The following is a 16,639-nucleotide window of genomic DNA, read 5'->3' on the forward strand; positions in this document are numbered from 1 at the left end:
TTATTTTTTAACCATACCTTTTAATACGAACGCAACGTTTGCTGGACGCTCTGCTAGACGGCGCATGAAATATCCATACCAATCGTTTCCATAAGGTACGTAAACACGCATTTTGTAACCTTCTTTTACTAGCTCAAGTTGACGCTCATTACGAATACCATATAACATTTGGAATTCAAATTGATTCCTTGGAATATTATGTTCTTCAGCAAGTTTTTTTGTATATTCAATAATCGCTTCGTCATGTGAAGCAATTGCAGTATAATTTCCATTTAATAAGTGCATTTTAATAATCTTTTTATAATTGTCATCTACATCTTTCTTGTCCGGGAACGCCACTTCTTCAGGTTCTTTATAAGCTCCTTTTACAAGACGTAAATTAGGTTTATAAGCATTTAAATCCTCAATATCTTTTTCTGTACGATATAGGTAAGCTTGAATAACAGTACCAATATTATCGTACTCAGATTTTAACTGTTTAAAGATATCAATTGTTTTACCACAGCGTGTATAGTCTTCCATATCAATTGTAACGAACACACCATTTTCTTTTGCAGCTTCTAAAATACGGCGCATATTGTTCATTACGATTTCATCAGAGATATCTAATCCCATAGAAGTCATCTTTAAAGAAAGCTGCGAATCAAGACCTTCTCTTCCAATTGCACGGATCGCTTCAATCGATTGGTTAGCCATTTCATTTGCTTCCGCTTCATTATCAACGAATTCACCTAAATAATCGATTGTTACACAAAGACCTTGCTTATTTAATTGTTGAATGGCAGCTGTCGCTAATTCAATCGTCTCCCCTGCGACGAAGCGACCTGCACCAAAGCGTAAACCGTACTTTTTAGCCAGTTTTGTTAGCGCTTTATTTTTAGATAAGAAAAGAAACGAATTTCGCATTAATTGTTCCATGTAATTCACCCCTATGACTGTAATTTATCTGTTTTTTACCCCTCTTCAAAATTATATCATTGTTTAAAATTATTGGATACAAATAATTATTTAGATAATTTATAAAATACTATAAAAACATTTAAAAACCTATATTTCTACTTATAAATATACCTGAAATATTTTTCGACATTTAGAAAAATGGAGTTTAATAGGTATAAAATAGGCATGTCGAAAATATTCGACATGCCTATAAAATCCTTTATATTCCATGTAAATTATATAAGGATATTAATACAGAAAACTTGCGATTATATTTACCTCAAGTTTTTTTATTGCTCATTTCGCTTCTCTTCATTCAGCCTTTTAATATCTGTAATTAACTGTACCATCTCTTCTTTCGCATCTGGATAAGTTTCATTCCAATGCTTTACTAAAGCTGGCATCGTCTTAGCTATGTAAGAATACAGTGCCCACTTCTGTACCTGTTCTTTTCTCTCTTCATTGCTCTCTCCAAGTAACAGCTCAGTATATTTCTCCAGTAAACCATCAAACTGCTCGTTAAACTTTTCACTCATTTTATTTACCTCCTATATGAAAAAAGCAGCGAAGATCGCTGCTTTTTCTTATAATTTTGATCGAACAGAGTTTAATTTTTTCTCCATTGTGCTTACTTTATCACGACGATCATCAATACGAATAGTTGTTGCAACACGCTGTGCACCTTTCGTATATGGAACTTCATGCATTTGTTGAATTACTTCTAGAATGACAGGAAGATCTCCTTCAATAATTGTATTCATCGGTGTTAATTGATACTTCACGCGATCCGCATTTTTCTCTAGCACCTTTTGTACTTCTGCTACATATTCACTAACACTTGGATTACCTGTTCCTACTGGAATAATCGATACATCAACAATTGCCATAGTAGTCTTCCTCCTATAATCGTTTCTTATATATCCATTGTCTATTTTACCGAAATCCTCATCATTTTACTAATATGTTACTCTTCCACTTTAAACTGCTCGACTAATCTTTCTAAATCTCTCATATGTTCTGTCAAACTTTCCATCGTGTGAGCTACCTTTTCTAAATGATTCACCTGTGATTCCGTTGCAGCATGTACCTCTTCAGAAACAGCTGCACTTTCTTGACTCGTACCAGCAATTGTATGCATTACCGCTGTAATTTCCCCTTGCTCATAACCTATGTTATGTACCTCTTCTACAATTTTTTCAACTGAAGTACTAATCGTATTTACAACTGACATAATTGTACGGAACTCCATTTCCGCCTCTGTCGTCACTTTATTTTGCACATCTGCAATGTCTTTCAATTTACTTACAACTTCTACAACCCTTTTTACTTCTAATTGTACATCACCAATCATCATTGTAATTTCTCCGGTTGCCTCTTTTGATTGTTCCGCTAATTTCCGAACCTCTTCAGCAACAACCGCAAATCCCTTACCTTGCTCACCTGCACGGGCAGCTTCAATCGATGCATTTAAAGCAAGTAAATTTGTTTGATCCGAAATACCTTTTATAAGCTCAACAACATTTTGAATCGATCCAACTCTTTGTTCTAACTTATCCGATGCTTCTTCTGTATGAACAACAATCGAAGATGATTGTCCCCTCGTACGGATTAAATTCCTCATTGTATTTAATCCTTGCTTAGATGCCTCTTCCGCTTTGCCAGCCACTCCTTTTATTTCACCAACGGAGCTATTCATTTGTTCTACTGACTCCGCCATATTCTCGAGCTGAGCTGAAACTTCATCCACACTATTCGCAAGAGTAGAAGCTCCTCCGCTCACATCATCCATCGCTCCTGAAACTTCTCTACTAGCCGCTACTGTTTCGTTCGTTAAATAATGTAAACTATTCGTTGATTGTTGCACCGTTGATACGCTGTTTTTAATTTTACTTACCATTTCATTCATTTGTTCAACCATATCATTAAAGTGCTTCGTCAACTCTCCAACTTCATCTTTACTTGTCACTTTCATTCGCAGCGTTAAATCGCCTTCTGCTACTTTTTGCACGTGATTCTTTAATAGTTGCAGTGGTCTTGCTAATCTTCTTGAGAACAAGTAGGAAGCTACGATTCCAACTAATAAACTAATACATGCCATTATAATAACTGTATTTCTCGTACTATTTAATAGCCCATCGATCGTTTCTTTCGGATAAAAGATTCCTATCGTCCATTTCATCGTATCAAATGATTGACTGTAAACAACTACATCTTCACCTTTTATTGTAGTGACCGCATATTTTGTTCCCTCTTTATTTAAGCTCTTTATAAGCGGCTCTTTAGAAACATCTTTCCCTATCTTTTCTGGATAAACAAGAGCCATATTTTTATCATTTATAATAAACATTTCTCCGTCATTATTGTATTGAATATTGTGAAGCAACTTCTGAATCGTCCCAAGCGATACATCCATCGCAACAACGCCTAATACAGATCCATCTTGAGCTGTAATTGCTTTAGAAACACCTACACTTAACTTTCCTGTTGCAATTTCATAAGAAGGTTGTCCCCAATGGACCTTTTTTACATCAGCCTCTGAATCTTTATACCATGGTCTTGTCGTTGGATCATATCCTTCTGGCACTTGCCCACCTTCAGCAAGATTGGCACTTAATGTTTTTTTATCTTTCGTACCAATATATAAATCTAAAATACCAGGATGATTCTTTTTATACTCCGCAAACTCTTTCGTTAAAAACGCTTCCTCTTCTGGAGTAACCCCACCTTGAAGTATATTACGAATCATCTCACTGTTCGCGTAATACCCCATATCTTCATCCGTTCTTTGAACAAATGTCGTAAGTTGCTCTGTCACAAGATCCATCGCATTTTGAGAATACTCGTCTAAGGAACGCACTTCCTTTTCTTTCTGTAATTGATACACAGCTGTACCCAATATTACGAACATCATAGAAATAAGAACTGAAAACACTACCGCAATTTTTAAACGTAAACTTCTTAACATTTCCCCCAAAGCATCCCCTTCGCATTAAATTAAAATCTTATTAATCATTATATTAAGTATAATAGATAAAATTAAAAAATTGAAATTAATTCTCACCTTAATACAATTAGAAAACGGACTACCACTTGTGCAAAAACAAATAGTTCATTATCCTTAAAATATAATCTCATTCGTTCGGAGGGAACTATGTTACAAAAATTCGGTTTCTCACAATATGAAAGCCAAGCTTATGAAGTTGTCGTATCAAGCAATGAACCATTAGATGCTACAACAATTGTGAAGCATTCAGGTGTTCCAAAAGCAAAAATATATGAAGTACTAGCACGCCTAATCGATAAAGGAATGGTAATGGATTCTGTTTCAGAAAAGAAAAAATTGTATACAGCATTACCACTAAAACTAGCAATTGAAAAATTAACGACAGAATTCCAATCAAATATTAAAGAACTAGAAACAAACATATCAAAAAAATCATTTACAGATGACCGTGTGTGGAGCTTAAAAATGCAATCTTCTATTCGAGTTCAAAGTAAAGAACTCATTGAAAGTGCACAAGAATCAATCCGTATTTCAGCTTGGAATGATACTCTTTTAGAATATCTCCCTTTACTAGAACAAAAAGCAAAACAAGGTGTTCAAATTGAATCTCTTATTGTTGGAGAAGTAGAAACAGACTTAGAAAACATGCATTTTCTAATCCCAGCTGAAGAACCTAATGCATTAGAGCGCTACTTGCTACTTATCGTTGACGATCGTGAAATTTTATTTGCTGGCGTAGAACAAGAGTCATGGCAAGCGATGAAAACAATGTCACAACCTTTCGTAAAGTTCTTTACAGAATTTTTCTATCACGACGTTGCACTTGCAAAGATCACCCAGAAGCACCACGATCTCTTTATGGAAGATGAGGAAATTAAGAGTTTGTTGATGAAATTGAGGTACTAATTAAATAATAAAAAGGAGTCTAATTTTTCACTTAGACTCCTTTTCGTTTTGTTCCTTTATCTCTATCAACAGCTCAATGATTTTTTCATTTTGCTCTACTTGCTTCTCTGAATTTTGATAGATGAAACGAACCCATCTAAGTGCAAGAATAATAAGAAACAACGGAAGCATTGAAATTAGAAGACCAATAATTGAAAAATTCGTATACATATACCTCACCTCGCTATATACCCTTTTCTCCATTTACCTACTAAAACCTGCAATTTTTTACAAATAAAAAAGAACCTATCAAACGATAGATTCTTCTTTCACGAACTGAGTAGAGCGTCCTCTCATAATCGAGAAAATCGCGCAAAGCAGTGCTAATATAATAAAGCCACCGCCTACCCAAGCATTATATATAACAGATGATTTTTCAATAACAACTCCGCCTACTGTTGAACCAAGTGCAATTCCTAAATGAAGCGCAGAGTTATTTAAACCTTGCTGAATACCAGCTGATTCCGGTGCAATTTCAATTAAATAATTTTGCTGTGCTGGTGAAATCGCCCAGCTCAGCATACTCCAAAGTCCCATCATAATGATGAAGAGCGGGAATGAGAATGTCATTAATGGCAGTATGAAGATTGCACACGCAAATACGATAATGATAGAAATAATACTTTTCTTCGATCCCCATTTATCAGCAAGCCAGCCACCGAATCCGCCGCCGATTACTGCTGCGATTCCGAAAATAAAGTAAAACACACTAATCCAGTTTGCATCAACATGCATGACATCTTTTAAAAACGGTGTTAAATATGCATACAATGTTAAATGCCCCGTTAAAAACAAAAATGATGTTAACTGTGCACTTACAATTTTTTTATCTTTTAAAGTAGCAAGTTGTTCTTTTATTGATAATACCGATGTCGGTGGTACTTTCGTTAAAAACAATGAAATACAAGCTATTGCCATAACTGTTAACACAGAAATTAATACAAATGGTGCACGCCATCCGTATGCATTTCCGAGTACAAGACCGAGCGGTACTCCAAGTACAAGTGATCCACTAATTCCCATAAAAATGATTCCAATTGCACGCGCACGAAAATGCGGTTCTACTACACTAGACGCAAGTGTTACAGATAGTGCAATAATTAATGAACCACTCGCCGCACAAATAACCCTTGAGAACATTAGCATTCCGTAATTCACACTAAACGCGGAAATAATATTTCCGATTAAGAAAATCGATAATGCTCCAACATACAATGTTTTTCTTTCAAACTTCCCTGTCACAGCTAATAAAACTGGACCTGACAAAGCAAATACTACCGAAAATATTGTTATAAGCTGACCAGCTGCGCTAATAGATACTCCTAAATCATTGGCAACTAAATCGAGCGTTCCTCCTATAATTAACTCAACCGTTCCGACTACGAAAGCCGCGATAGCTAAAATATAAACACGAAAATTCAAGTCTTTCCCCACGCTTTCTATTTTGGTTACTACGATTATAGTAACCAAAATAGAAAGTGGACGCAAGTATAATTTTTTTACAGTAAAAAAGGTAGGCGTATTATACGCCTACCCTTCCATCATTCTGTTTCTTTCTTCTTATTTAAATACCAATACACCGGCAGTCCAGTAAAGACAATTCCAATTGATAAGAAACAACTTACTGGATCGTTAATAATCGCACTACCGATTACAAAGAACGAACCTAAAATCGCTACGATTGGTACGATTGGGAATAACGGTACACTATATGCACGCTCTTTATTCTTATTACGTTTTCTTAAGATGAAGACACCAATAAACGTCATTACGTAGAAAATATAAATAATGAATACGGAAATCTCAGATAGCTTATTTGGATCACTAATAATCATTAAAATAATTCCTAAAATGATTTCAACAGTAATCGCATTTGCTGGTGTTTTAAATCTCGGACTTTCCTTTGCAATAAACTTAGAAAATGGAAGTTGTCCACGCTCTGCCATAGACATTGGAATACGTGGGAATGTTAAAATCTTTCCATTTAAACAACCGAAAATAGAAACGATAATACCGATACTAATAATTTTCCCACCATATTCTCCAAGTAACATGCCTGCAGCTGTCGCTGTTGCATTTTCTCCAAGGTCTACAATTTTCGCTGCTGGTAATACATTTAATAACGCCAAGTTAATTAATACGTAAGCAGCCGTTACGATTAAAATCCCTACTGTCATTGCTTTCGGTAATAACTTTGTTGGATTCTTCATTTCTCCACCAATCGAAGCAAGTAAAATCCAGCCGTCATAAGCAAATAACGTTGCTAAAATTGCCATACCGATACTTTGATTTTCCGATATCGGCACAACTACGTTAAAGATATCGCTATTCCCTTTCCAGAAACCTAGCACAACAATTAACACAATCGGAATCATCTTCCCAATTGTCGTGATTGTTTGAACGATACCTCCGTATTTTGTTCCCATACTATTTACAACGCCAAGGAACACAACCGTTCCAATTGCGATTGGTAAATTCCACACTTTATCTAAATAGAAAAAATTAATCATTAAAGAACTAAAGTATAAACCTAATGTTCCGATAATAGCAGGTCCATAAACAATTGTTTGCATCCAACCTGATAAATATCCCCAAAAACTTCCGTAAATCTCCTCTAAATACGTATACAACCCACCATTTTTCGGGATTTGCGCTCCAATTTCAGCTACTGTTAAACCACTTGCTAGCGTCAACAGACCACCAATTACCCAAGCAAGAATGGCCATATTAGAACTCCCCGAGTAATCTAATACGCTCCCTGGTTTCATAAACACACCAGATCCAATAATCGTTCCTACTACGATAGAAAGTGCTACTGTTAAACCAATTTTGTTCTTCTCATCATGATGCATGCTGCGTATCCTCCTTCCAATCCTAGTGTGATGCAAAAATGAAATAAAAAAACACTCCTCCCTAAAAAAGGGACGAGTGTTGTATTCGTGGTTCCACCCTTGTTTCAATTCGTAAAGTAACACACTTCACCAATTTCTCAAGTCTAAATAACGGTTTTTGCCGGCAAGCAATTACTAGATGCTCGTTCACTGCTGCAGTTCAGAGGTGGTAATCCATTTTTCCGTATTAGGAAGCTCACAGCCAAAGGCTTCCCTCTCTGAAAATCGTAAAAAATTGATCATGTCCTCATCATCACTTCTTGATGTCGAATTTTGTAGTTATTGTTCATTATATTGAATTGTTAGAAAAAATCAATATATTTTTTTATATAACATAGGAAATATTTCTCTTCTTATATTATAACAGAACATACAAAACTTCTCTAATTCCCTAAAAATGGTATAATCCATTTAGGAGGTGTACTAATAATGATTGCTGTCTTTTGTATCATTGCTACGTTTCTCTCTATTCTATTCGCTATCATGCATCGGCACAAGTATCCTGGTTATAGCATTTTAGCGGTAGCTATTATACCAGCTGTTTCCTTCTACGTATTGGGTAAATATCAATATACGGAAGTGTTTATCGGTTTTGCAATCTTCTACTGCATCTTCGGATACATACTAACAATGAAAAGAATTTTATTGAATCATTAAAAGGGACCGATTTCTGCTGACAGAAATCGGTCCTCGCACGTACCTTCCGGTTGCCCACACGAAAGATACATAAATCAATTATTTATCTTCTTTTTTCATAAAAAACTTATGGTGCGGTAAATCAACATTCAATGCCTCTAATTGTTTCTTTTCGTTGTCTAAAATCGCTTTTGCTTTTGTTTTTGTTGCTTCATCTAATCCAGCAAAGATGTCTTCATGCTTCTCTTTCTCTGGAAGTTTCACACCTAATTTTGTTAATTCTTCTTTTGCTTGCTCATGCGTTAATTTTCCGGATTTCTTTTGCTCTAAAATTGACTTCGCTTTCTCTTTTGTCTGTTCATCTAAGTTAGCAAACATGTCTCCATGTTTACCTTTCTCCGGCATTTTCACGCCTAGCTTTGTTAATTCCTCTTTTGCTTGCTCATGCGTTAATTTTCCAGATTTCTCTTGCTCTAAAATTGACTTCGCTTTTTCTTTCGCCTGTTCATCTAATCCCGCAAACATTTCTTTGTGCTTACCCTTTTCCGGGAACTTCACGCCTAATTTTGTTAATTCTTCTTTTGCCTGTTCTCGTGTTAATTTACCAGACTTCTCTTGCTCTAAAATGGACTTCGCTTTTTCTTTCGCCTGTTCATCTAATCCTGCAAACATGTCTTTACGCTTCTCTTTCTCTGGAAGCTTTACACCTAGTTCCTCTAACTGTTTCTTTGTATCGTCCATAATTGTTTTTACTTTTTGTTTTGTAGCGTCATCCAAATCCTTTTTCGCCGTTTTTGCAGGCTGATCCACTGCTGGAGTATTCGTTGCCGCGAATGCCGGAATGCCGACTCCTCCAATGATTCCGAATGATAAAGCACCTGCAATCGCTAAATAACCAACTGTTTTCTTCTTCATAGGAAATTTCCTCCTTCATATTTCTAATGCATGTACACTTTCGTATACAATGCCTATAGTAATGTCGGTTTCTTAACATTTCCTTAACGATTTAACAAAAAAACACCGCTCGTAATGAGCGGTGTTTCTCTATGCTTTTTGTAATTGTAACTCTTCACGTTCCATTATTTTTCTTAATACAATTGTTTGTGTCATTGTAAATAAGTTACCTGTTATCCAGTACAACACAAGTCCTGATGGCGCCGCAAACCCCATAAATAGAATCATTGCCGGCATCATAATTTGCTGCATCTTTAGCATCTGTACTTGTTCTCCAGGTGTAATATTCGATTGGAAAACTTTCATCTGAATAAATGTCGTTAACGCTGCAATAATCGGTAATATATGATATGGATCTGCATGTCCTAGGTTCACCCATAAAAACGAAGATGTGCGAATCTCTTCAGTTCTGCTAATCGCATAATACAAAGCAGAGAAAATCGGCATTTGTATAAAAATTGGCCAGCAACCAGCAAGTGGATTCCAACCGCCTGATTTCATTAGTTCTGACATTTCTTTTTGATACTGCTTTTGTTTTTCAAGGTCTTTGCTTACATCACCGTACTTTTTCTTTAGCTTCTGCAATTCAGGTTGCATTTTCTTCATTTTCGCTTGGCTGCGATATTGCGAAACAGCTAATGGAATCATTGCTGAACGAATAACGAGCGTCATAATAATGATAGCAATCCCAAAGCTAGCTCCAGGTATATGATGAGCAACAAATTGAATCATAAACGAGATTGGATATACAAAATAATGATCCCAAATTCCCGTACTATGTGCATCAATTGGGGCTGCATTACTGCAACCAGATAAAACAAAAACAAATAATAATGATAAACTAACGAGCACAGCTCGGTATGATTTTAACATGTTCATTCCTCCAATGTTTCGTAATTATTTAGCGAAACATTGGCGTATACGGACCGACCTCGTCATTCTCTTCACTTGATTCTTGTCTACGTACAGAACGAATCATTCCATATTTATAAAAAATAGAAAATAGCGGTACATTTCCCGCACTATCTTCACATGTATCAACTAACGCAAAAGCTCTTTGTCTACCGCTTGATGCTTGTTGACGCACAAAGCGAGAAACATTAGCAAGGAAGAAAACTTCTAATAAACAAAGTGCCGTCGTTACAAACGATATATATAGAATTGCATCCTGCAATAAAAATTCCATCGCTTCACATCCTTAATAAGGTCATTTTAGCACATCGGGCAAATATTCTCTATTTCCTTTTATTTTCAAAAAAAGTATTTTGCATATTTTCTCAAGAAAACAATAATTAAGAAACGTTGTATTCGCTTTCTTTAGCATATTCACACACATCAATGAATAGGCTTGATTTATTAGAAATTTATAAAATTTTTGCATTATAATAAAACTATTGCCAGTTTTTGAAAAAACCTTTATTCTCTTCTTGTAATCAAAAATGAATATGGAGATGAAACATACTATGGGTCAACTAGGAGACGCCGATTACGTTCCCGACACCGCCTTTTTATCCTTCCCAGCAGCTAAAACATTTCACTTAGAATTTATGATACAGTTGGTTGTTATTTTTATAGCTTCTATTTTGTATGCAATTTCTATGAATATGTTTTTTATCCCGCATAATATGATTAGCGGTGGATTCGCTGGTGTAGGGATGATTATCGGTTATTTAATGCACTACAATATCGGTGCACTTATCTTTTTACTAAACATTCCTCTTCTTATTTTAAGTCACTTTTACTTAGGCAAGAAGACAACCTTTTTAACAGCTTACTTTGTAGCTGTGTCATCGTTAGCGATGAACATTATCCCGGTACACCAAGTTTCAGACGATATTTTACTTTCTTCTGTATTCGGTGGTGTTATCTGCGGAGCAGCTTCAGGAATTATATTCCGATTTGCTTCTTCAACAGGTGGTTTTGATGTTGTTGGATTGATTGTAGCGAAATATCGAGATGTTTCAATTGGAGCAATCATATTTGTATTCAACTTAATCTTACTTGTAGCAGCAGGTTTTATTTTCGGATGGGATATTACACTTTATACGTTAATTAGTCGATTTGTAGTCAGCAAAGTTATCGACGCTGTGCATACGAAACATATTAAATTAACGATAATGACTATTACAGAAAAAGGCGAGGAAATAAAAAGCGCACTACTACATCACGGCATACGCGGGGTGACAATGGTAGACGCTGTCGGCGGCTATACAAACCATAAGAAAAAAATGATTTACACTGTCGTGACTCGCTATGAGTTAGGCGAAATGAAACGTATTATCCGTCAAGTGGATAACAAAGCATTTATGAACATTACTGAAACAGTTGAAATTGTCGGCCGTTTCAAACGCATATAAAAAGGTTAATAAATTAAAGGGCATAACATATTAGTCATATATAATATGTTATGCCCTTTGTTATTCAACTAACGTACCTTTTAGCATAATAAAATCACTAAGTTTATTACTACAAATCGGAGGATAGCATTCCATATACAATACTGTCTGTCCATTCATCTTTATTCCAAAAATCTTGTATGAAATGGGCTTCCTTTCTCATACCTATTCGTTCACACAATTTTTGTGAAGCTGTATTACGTGCATCAAGATTAGCCTGTATACGATGTACATTACATTCATTAAATAATTTCAATACCAAACTACTTACTGCTTCTGTCGCCAAACCTCTCCCAGCTACTTCATTTGAAAAACTATAACCAATCTCAACAGTGTCTTTCATATTTGTGTACCATACGGATAAATCACCAACTACTTTAGTTTTGTATATAACTGCCAAACTTAATATTGTTTCTTTAGTAAGTACATTATTTGCTAACTTCTTATTAAATCTTTTCTGCATGTCTTCATGAGTCCACTTATTATGTAATAGGAACTTACATGTATCATCACTATTATAAATAGCAAATACATCCTGTAAATCAGTACTCTTAAAAGGTCTAATTATTAATCTTTCTGTTGTGAACTCCAAGTTAGCTCTCCTCCCTTACATTCATGCTATAAAACATTTTTTATAGTATTTAAGCCTCATTCTTAGATCTCACCTTGATTACATATTTCATTATAATAAATTAAAATCCTTCTTCCACTAAACTGCACCGTTAATGGTATTTCCTTGCGCTTTTTATTTTTTACACTTATTACAAAATCAGATAATTCTATTATTATGTCTATAAATGTGTTATAATGAAAGCAGACTCACAAAAAAAGAGTATATAGACTTGGAAGTTTCTCTTATTTTACAAGCAAAAAGAAACGAGCAGTCGGGTATATTTCAGACACCATACACGTAACGGTTTAAACAACCGATCATCTTAGTTACTCTTCAATGATCTTTTTATAAAAAGATACGTACAATTAAAACTCACTTCAATATACTATACCTACCTTTTTGACTTCCAAATCATCTTATTACATAAGGAGATGAACATATGAATCAATATATACGATATACAATAGCTGTCCTGTTTGCTATTATCGGCGGAACAATCTGCTTCTGGACAAACACTCAGCTTGGAGAGAATATCATCTTTAATGGAATCGAAACACTTGTAAGCGCTTCAATTTTAGGCGGATACATTTACTTCCTCTTTAATCCAGCAGAAAATGCTCAAAAAACAATGTTATTAACAATGATCGGAATCGTTGGTGGATGTATTTCCTACTCAATGACAAACTATACATTACCACTTCAATTAAGCTCAGCTTTCTTCCACGGTCTATGGACTTGGTTCATTGCATTCTGCTTAGCAGACGTATTCAACCTATTACAAGACAATGAAGAAGATAGCGGTCGCCAAATTGAAAGTAACTCTTAAGCTGGAAGATACTCTTCCAGCTTTTTCATGTTGGTTTGCATACCCCGCATCACGATAAAAAGAAGTTGCCCTCACAGCAACTTCTTTTCCATATACCCCACTTCGTATTCACTAAAATATATCAACGATTTTTCAAATATATCGATCGTTTCTCCACTTATATCAACGATTTTTTCATTATATCGACGCTTCGACACAAGATATCGATTTACCGACAACCTTCGACACTCAAAACGTACAACATACCCTATCCACCAAGCAATTTACTGCCGAACTCTACGATTAAAAAGATAATTAATAAGATCGCGAGTATCTTTAATGCTACATACGCCACTTTAAAAACAGCATAAATGAGCAAGACGATTAAAATAATCGTTAAAATTTCCATCTAGAATTCCTCCAACCTTTGCTCTTCTTATCTCATTTTACTCGTCCTAGGCTGTTTATGGAACGGCATAAGATGACATAGAAAAAAGAGGATACCTCACCCATCGTAAGATACCCTCTCTTTCAGCTGCTCAAACCATTCTCTTTCTACTTGTAAATATCCCATCTCACTCTTCTCGGCGCTCTTTAATTCTTGATCGGCTTTCTTCATATAAGTACGGGACGCTTCCATATTACCTTCTACATATCTAATAATTCCTTGTGTACGGTAATATCCACTTAGGTCCATTTTTGTAATAGCCTTTGCATGTTCCTTTGCTTCTTGCAAAGAAAGACTATCCATCTGATAAAGGGCTTTATATAAAAGGTACCAACTATGAAAACTACTAACGAAAAACTTATTTTCTTTCGTTACAGGTAGTTGAACAATTCGTTCTATATACGGTATCGCTCTTTCCATTCCCTCTTGATCTGCACGAGCAAAAAAGACGAGCATAAGTCTACTCATTATCTCTCTTATCCCTTTATTCTCTTTTATTTTCTCCTCACTCAATTCTACTAACCTTTCATCCCAATCTTTCGGTCTTTTATAACTAAATAACTCACTCGATATTTGAATCTCATATAAGTGATTTCTAGCTCTTTCATCATCTTTAATTAAAATAAGAAATTGCATCCCATCACTCATAAGCATTCCTTTTATCGGCACAATTGTAACCGCAAAGATTGCAAAATGGAAAAAGGAAAAATATAAAAGATATTGATAATAACTCACCATATATATGTAACCGGAAGTAATACCAAATAGTAAACTCGTAATCGGTCCACCTAAAGTGAGCCACGCCCACTTTTTCGAAAGATTCGGTGTCTCTATAGAAGGTGGTACTAGTGTTGCAACGCCTCCAAAGTACGCCCACAATTTATTTTCTCGAATGCGTAATTTTCCCTTTTCTTTTTGAATAGTAATGGGTCCTACTGTCATAAATTTAAATGTCAAACCACCTATTACACCAAATACTACATGTCCTAGCTCATGAATGGCTAACACTAACAATGAAATTCCAACTATTGCCCATAAGTTCAAAATTACTTCTAATTTCCCAGTTCGGATTACTCCGTATAAAATGGACAGAATTAGCGCCACTGTCATTGAGCCAGCTGGCCTTCTTAAAATATCCACCTTTTTCTCCCCTTAATAAATCATTTTTCTTTGCATTTCGTACATGAACTTCCCGAGATGCAATATCCAAATAAATGAGATTAAGCCAATTAATACAAAATCGATATCACTAGCAGCTGTATATATAACGGCAGCCCACCATACATATGCCAATATTGTATTCGTAAATTCATACGCTTTATATCCAGCCTCATGCACAATGTGCTTTAATCCTTCATCTGCGTTTTTCGTCCACATTTTCATAGATTCCATATACGTTACACCTTGTTCAGGATATAGCTTATTATAACGATTTTTTGTTATAAGTCCGATAATTACTACAGTAGTTAAACAAACAATAGAAGCTACTAAATTCCACACCGCAAATGAAACATTTGTATCCTGCAACAGTGCACGTCTACATGTAATAACTGCATATACAAACCATGCCTGCGTAACTATATCGCCTACACGTAAATATATACTTATAATGCCTAATTTTCTGCCTTGTACGCTCTCTTCTTCATCGCGTGCCTCTGCTAACATACGTGTATTCTTCCAAGTATAGTACATCATTAAGATTCCAAAAATAGTACATATACCTATAAATGTATTGGATGATAATTTTCTCGGTTCATCCGAGAGTAAATTTAAAGCTATATAAGACGTTAAAAAGCCACCCATCATACTTAATGCTATTTTCCCCACAGAATCAAATTGTTTTTTTCGCTTACTCTTACTCTTCATCGTCCTCTTCCCCCTCTACTAACGTAAATATTTCCTCCACCGGTACATTGAAAATTTGTGCGATTTTTAACGACAATACGATAGATGGTGCATAATCCCCGCGCTCAATTAAACTAATCGTTTGCCGTGATGATCCAATCGCTTTCCCTAAATCCCCTTGTGATAAACGATGCTTTGCTCGCAATTCCCTCACTCGATTTTGAAGCTTCATGTCTTCCCTCTTTTTCATTTATTTAATTAAAATTGTAAATAATATCCTTATCTTTGTCAATTATAATTGTCATTACGACTATAATAATTGACAAGATACTTATTTCTTATCCTGTATCAAATTCCTATAAAGAATGTAAAATGTGCATTAAACATAGTCTTAAAAATAAAAAAGTCAGTGCTTTTGCACTGACTTCCTAAATTCTGACATAGAATGGATTTCATATTAACTTGCGTTTTGTAGTAATACTCGTTTTAACTGCTTACGGAAACGAATACCTAACGTAACCGCTACAATCACAATAACTCCAAAAATGATTTTACCGATATGACCTTCTAGCACTCCAAAGATATCATGTAAGTTTCCACCTAACCAGTAACCACCGATTAAGAAGAATGATACCCAAAATAGAGCACCTGAATAAATTGTAATGGCAAAACGACGGAATGGTAAATTAATAATTCCTGCAAAGTATCCTGTGAAATGACGTACACCAGGAATAAAGAAACCAATAAAAATTAAGAAGTACCCATACTTATCAAACCACATTCTCGTTAAGTCAATTTTTCTTTGCGTTAAAAATACGTATTTCCCATACTTTTGAATGAAAGGCATACCTAATTTATTTCCTAAAAAGTATTGAATCGTCATTCCTACACTTGTCCCAATAAAGGATAGAATAATTAAAATCGGTAAACTTAAATCACCCTTATGTGCTAAAAATCCCGCATATGCTAACGTTGGCTCTCCCGGAAACGGAAGTGCAATATATTCTAACAGCAAGCCGACAAGTACAACATAGTACCCGTATTGCTGAAATAATTCATGAATCCATTCCATGTCATCTCTCCTTTCAATCACGTACAACTTCTTACTATTATTGTATAAAAAAATTGTCGAAATAACTATCACAATAGCTTACATTTTTATT

20 protein-coding genes and 1 other annotated feature are annotated in these 16,639 nt (G+C 35.2%); of the genes, 4 read left to right on the forward strand and 16 right to left on the reverse strand.

The window, feature by feature from the left end:
* From C3Y97_RS25375 to C3Y97_RS25390, 4 genes are all read right to left on the reverse strand, one after another.
* Window positions 1-918 carry a proline dehydrogenase family protein gene (locus C3Y97_RS25375; protein ID WP_000436784.1) on the reverse strand — a complete coding sequence of 306 codons (918 nt, stop codon included), beginning with the start codon at window positions 916-918 and terminating at the stop codon, window positions 1-3.
* A gap of 311 nt (window positions 919-1,229) precedes the next feature.
* Window positions 1,230-1,475 carry a YusU family protein gene (locus C3Y97_RS25380; protein WP_001290594.1) on the reverse strand — a complete coding sequence of 82 codons (246 nt, stop codon included), beginning with the start codon at window positions 1,473-1,475 and terminating at the stop codon, window positions 1,230-1,232.
* A 48-nt stretch (window positions 1,476-1,523) separates the two neighbouring features.
* Complete coding sequence (locus C3Y97_RS25385) at window positions 1,524-1,826, reverse strand: MTH1187 family thiamine-binding protein (protein WP_001018860.1); 303 nt, start codon at window positions 1,824-1,826, stop codon at window positions 1,524-1,526.
* A gap of 77 nt (window positions 1,827-1,903) precedes the next feature.
* Complete coding sequence (locus C3Y97_RS25390) at window positions 1,904-3,904, reverse strand: methyl-accepting chemotaxis protein (RefSeq protein ID WP_002204856.1); 2,001 nt, start codon at window positions 3,902-3,904, stop codon at window positions 1,904-1,906.
* Between the two features lie 186 nt (window positions 3,905-4,090).
* Here C3Y97_RS25390 and C3Y97_RS25395 point away from each other — a divergent pair, with 186 nt between their 5' ends.
* Window positions 4,091-4,849: a TrmB family transcriptional regulator gene (locus tag C3Y97_RS25395; protein ID WP_000939481.1), complete on the forward strand. Its 759-nt coding sequence runs from the start codon at window positions 4,091-4,093 to the stop codon at window positions 4,847-4,849.
* A gap of 27 nt (window positions 4,850-4,876) precedes the next feature.
* On the opposite strand, the gene C3Y97_RS25400 is transcribed toward C3Y97_RS25395, so the two are convergent.
* From C3Y97_RS25400 to C3Y97_RS25410, 3 genes are all read right to left on the reverse strand, one after another.
* Window positions 4,877-5,059 carry a hypothetical protein gene (locus C3Y97_RS25400; protein WP_006918814.1) on the reverse strand — a complete coding sequence of 61 codons (183 nt, stop codon included), beginning with the start codon at window positions 5,057-5,059 and terminating at the stop codon, window positions 4,877-4,879.
* 78 nt (window positions 5,060-5,137) lie between these two features.
* Window positions 5,138-6,322: an MFS transporter gene (locus tag C3Y97_RS25405; protein WP_121868607.1), complete on the reverse strand. Its 1,185-nt coding sequence runs from the start codon at window positions 6,320-6,322 to the stop codon at window positions 5,138-5,140.
* A 107-nt stretch (window positions 6,323-6,429) separates the two neighbouring features.
* Entirely contained in the window at window positions 6,430-7,740 is a 1,311-nt protein-coding gene (locus C3Y97_RS25410; protein WP_000546311.1) for an APC family permease, read from the reverse strand.
* A 65-nt stretch (window positions 7,741-7,805) separates the two neighbouring features.
* Window positions 7,806-8,042: a binding site (T-box leader), on the reverse strand.
* A gap of 166 nt (window positions 8,043-8,208) precedes the next feature.
* Between C3Y97_RS25410 and C3Y97_RS25415 the strand changes: the two genes are divergently transcribed.
* Window positions 8,209-8,436, forward strand: a complete 228-nt coding sequence (locus tag C3Y97_RS25415) for a hypothetical protein (RefSeq protein ID WP_000562231.1) — start codon at window positions 8,209-8,211, stop codon at window positions 8,434-8,436.
* Window positions 8,437-8,514: 78 nt separating this feature from the next.
* Here the strand turns inward: C3Y97_RS25415 and C3Y97_RS25420 are convergent, their stop codons facing one another.
* From C3Y97_RS25420 to C3Y97_RS25430, 3 genes are all read right to left on the reverse strand, one after another.
* Window positions 8,515-9,330, reverse strand: coding sequence for a hypothetical protein (locus tag C3Y97_RS25420; protein ID WP_000730850.1), 816 nt, complete (start codon window positions 9,328-9,330; stop codon window positions 8,515-8,517).
* A gap of 129 nt (window positions 9,331-9,459) precedes the next feature.
* Window positions 9,460-10,242 carry a membrane protein insertase YidC gene (yidC, locus tag C3Y97_RS25425; protein WP_000920522.1) on the reverse strand — a complete coding sequence of 261 codons (783 nt, stop codon included), beginning with the start codon at window positions 10,240-10,242 and terminating at the stop codon, window positions 9,460-9,462.
* 28 nt (window positions 10,243-10,270) lie between these two features.
* Entirely contained in the window at window positions 10,271-10,555 is a 285-nt protein-coding gene (locus tag C3Y97_RS25430; RefSeq protein WP_000394930.1) for a hypothetical protein, read from the reverse strand.
* A 277-nt stretch (window positions 10,556-10,832) separates the two neighbouring features.
* On the opposite strand from C3Y97_RS25430, the gene C3Y97_RS25435 reads away from it, so the two are divergent.
* On the forward strand, window positions 10,833-11,726 hold the full coding sequence (locus C3Y97_RS25435) for a YitT family protein (protein WP_000530044.1): 894 nt from the start codon (window positions 10,833-10,835) through the stop codon (window positions 11,724-11,726).
* A 109-nt stretch (window positions 11,727-11,835) separates the two neighbouring features.
* Here C3Y97_RS25435 and C3Y97_RS25440 read toward each other — a convergent pair whose 3' ends face one another.
* Entirely contained in the window at window positions 11,836-12,357 is a 522-nt protein-coding gene (locus tag C3Y97_RS25440; protein ID WP_000397307.1) for a GNAT family N-acetyltransferase, read from the reverse strand.
* 460 nt (window positions 12,358-12,817) lie between these two features.
* On the opposite strand from C3Y97_RS25440, the gene C3Y97_RS25445 reads away from it, so the two are divergent.
* Window positions 12,818-13,204, forward strand: a complete 387-nt coding sequence (locus C3Y97_RS25445; protein WP_001077771.1) for a DUF3938 domain-containing protein — start codon at window positions 12,818-12,820, stop codon at window positions 13,202-13,204.
* A gap of 247 nt (window positions 13,205-13,451) precedes the next feature.
* Here the strand turns inward: C3Y97_RS25445 and C3Y97_RS25455 are convergent, their stop codons facing one another.
* The 5 genes from C3Y97_RS25455 to C3Y97_RS25475 all read right to left on the reverse strand — a co-directional run bounded on the left by C3Y97_RS25455 (window position 13,452) and on the right by C3Y97_RS25475 (window position 16,548).
* A complete protein-coding gene (locus tag C3Y97_RS25455; RefSeq protein ID WP_000404782.1) occupies window positions 13,452-13,592 on the reverse strand; it encodes a DUF3985 family protein in 141 nt (46 codons plus the stop codon).
* 96 nt (window positions 13,593-13,688) lie between these two features.
* Window positions 13,689-14,741: a zinc metalloprotease gene (locus C3Y97_RS25460; protein ID WP_002182986.1), complete on the reverse strand. Its 1,053-nt coding sequence runs from the start codon at window positions 14,739-14,741 to the stop codon at window positions 13,689-13,691.
* 42 nt (window positions 14,742-14,783) lie between these two features.
* A complete protein-coding gene (locus C3Y97_RS25465) occupies window positions 14,784-15,497 on the reverse strand; it encodes a DUF3169 family protein (RefSeq protein WP_000837753.1) in 714 nt (237 codons plus the stop codon).
* The gene (locus C3Y97_RS25470) at window positions 15,487-15,708 is read right to left on the reverse strand and encodes a helix-turn-helix transcriptional regulator (protein ID WP_000776168.1); all 222 of its coding nucleotides are present in this window, start codon (window positions 15,706-15,708) and stop codon (window positions 15,487-15,489) included. Before C3Y97_RS25470 ends, C3Y97_RS25465 begins: the two co-directional genes overlap by 11 nt.
* A gap of 225 nt (window positions 15,709-15,933) precedes the next feature.
* A complete protein-coding gene (locus C3Y97_RS25475) occupies window positions 15,934-16,548 on the reverse strand; it encodes a DedA family protein (RefSeq protein WP_000454754.1) in 615 nt (204 codons plus the stop codon).
* Between the last annotated feature and the right edge of the window lie 91 nt (window positions 16,549-16,639).

The sequence above is a fragment of the Bacillus sp. DU-106 genome, assembly GCF_004799705.1.
GTDB classification, from domain to species: Bacteria; Bacillota; Bacilli; order Bacillales; family Bacillaceae_G; genus Bacillus_A; species Bacillus_A cereus.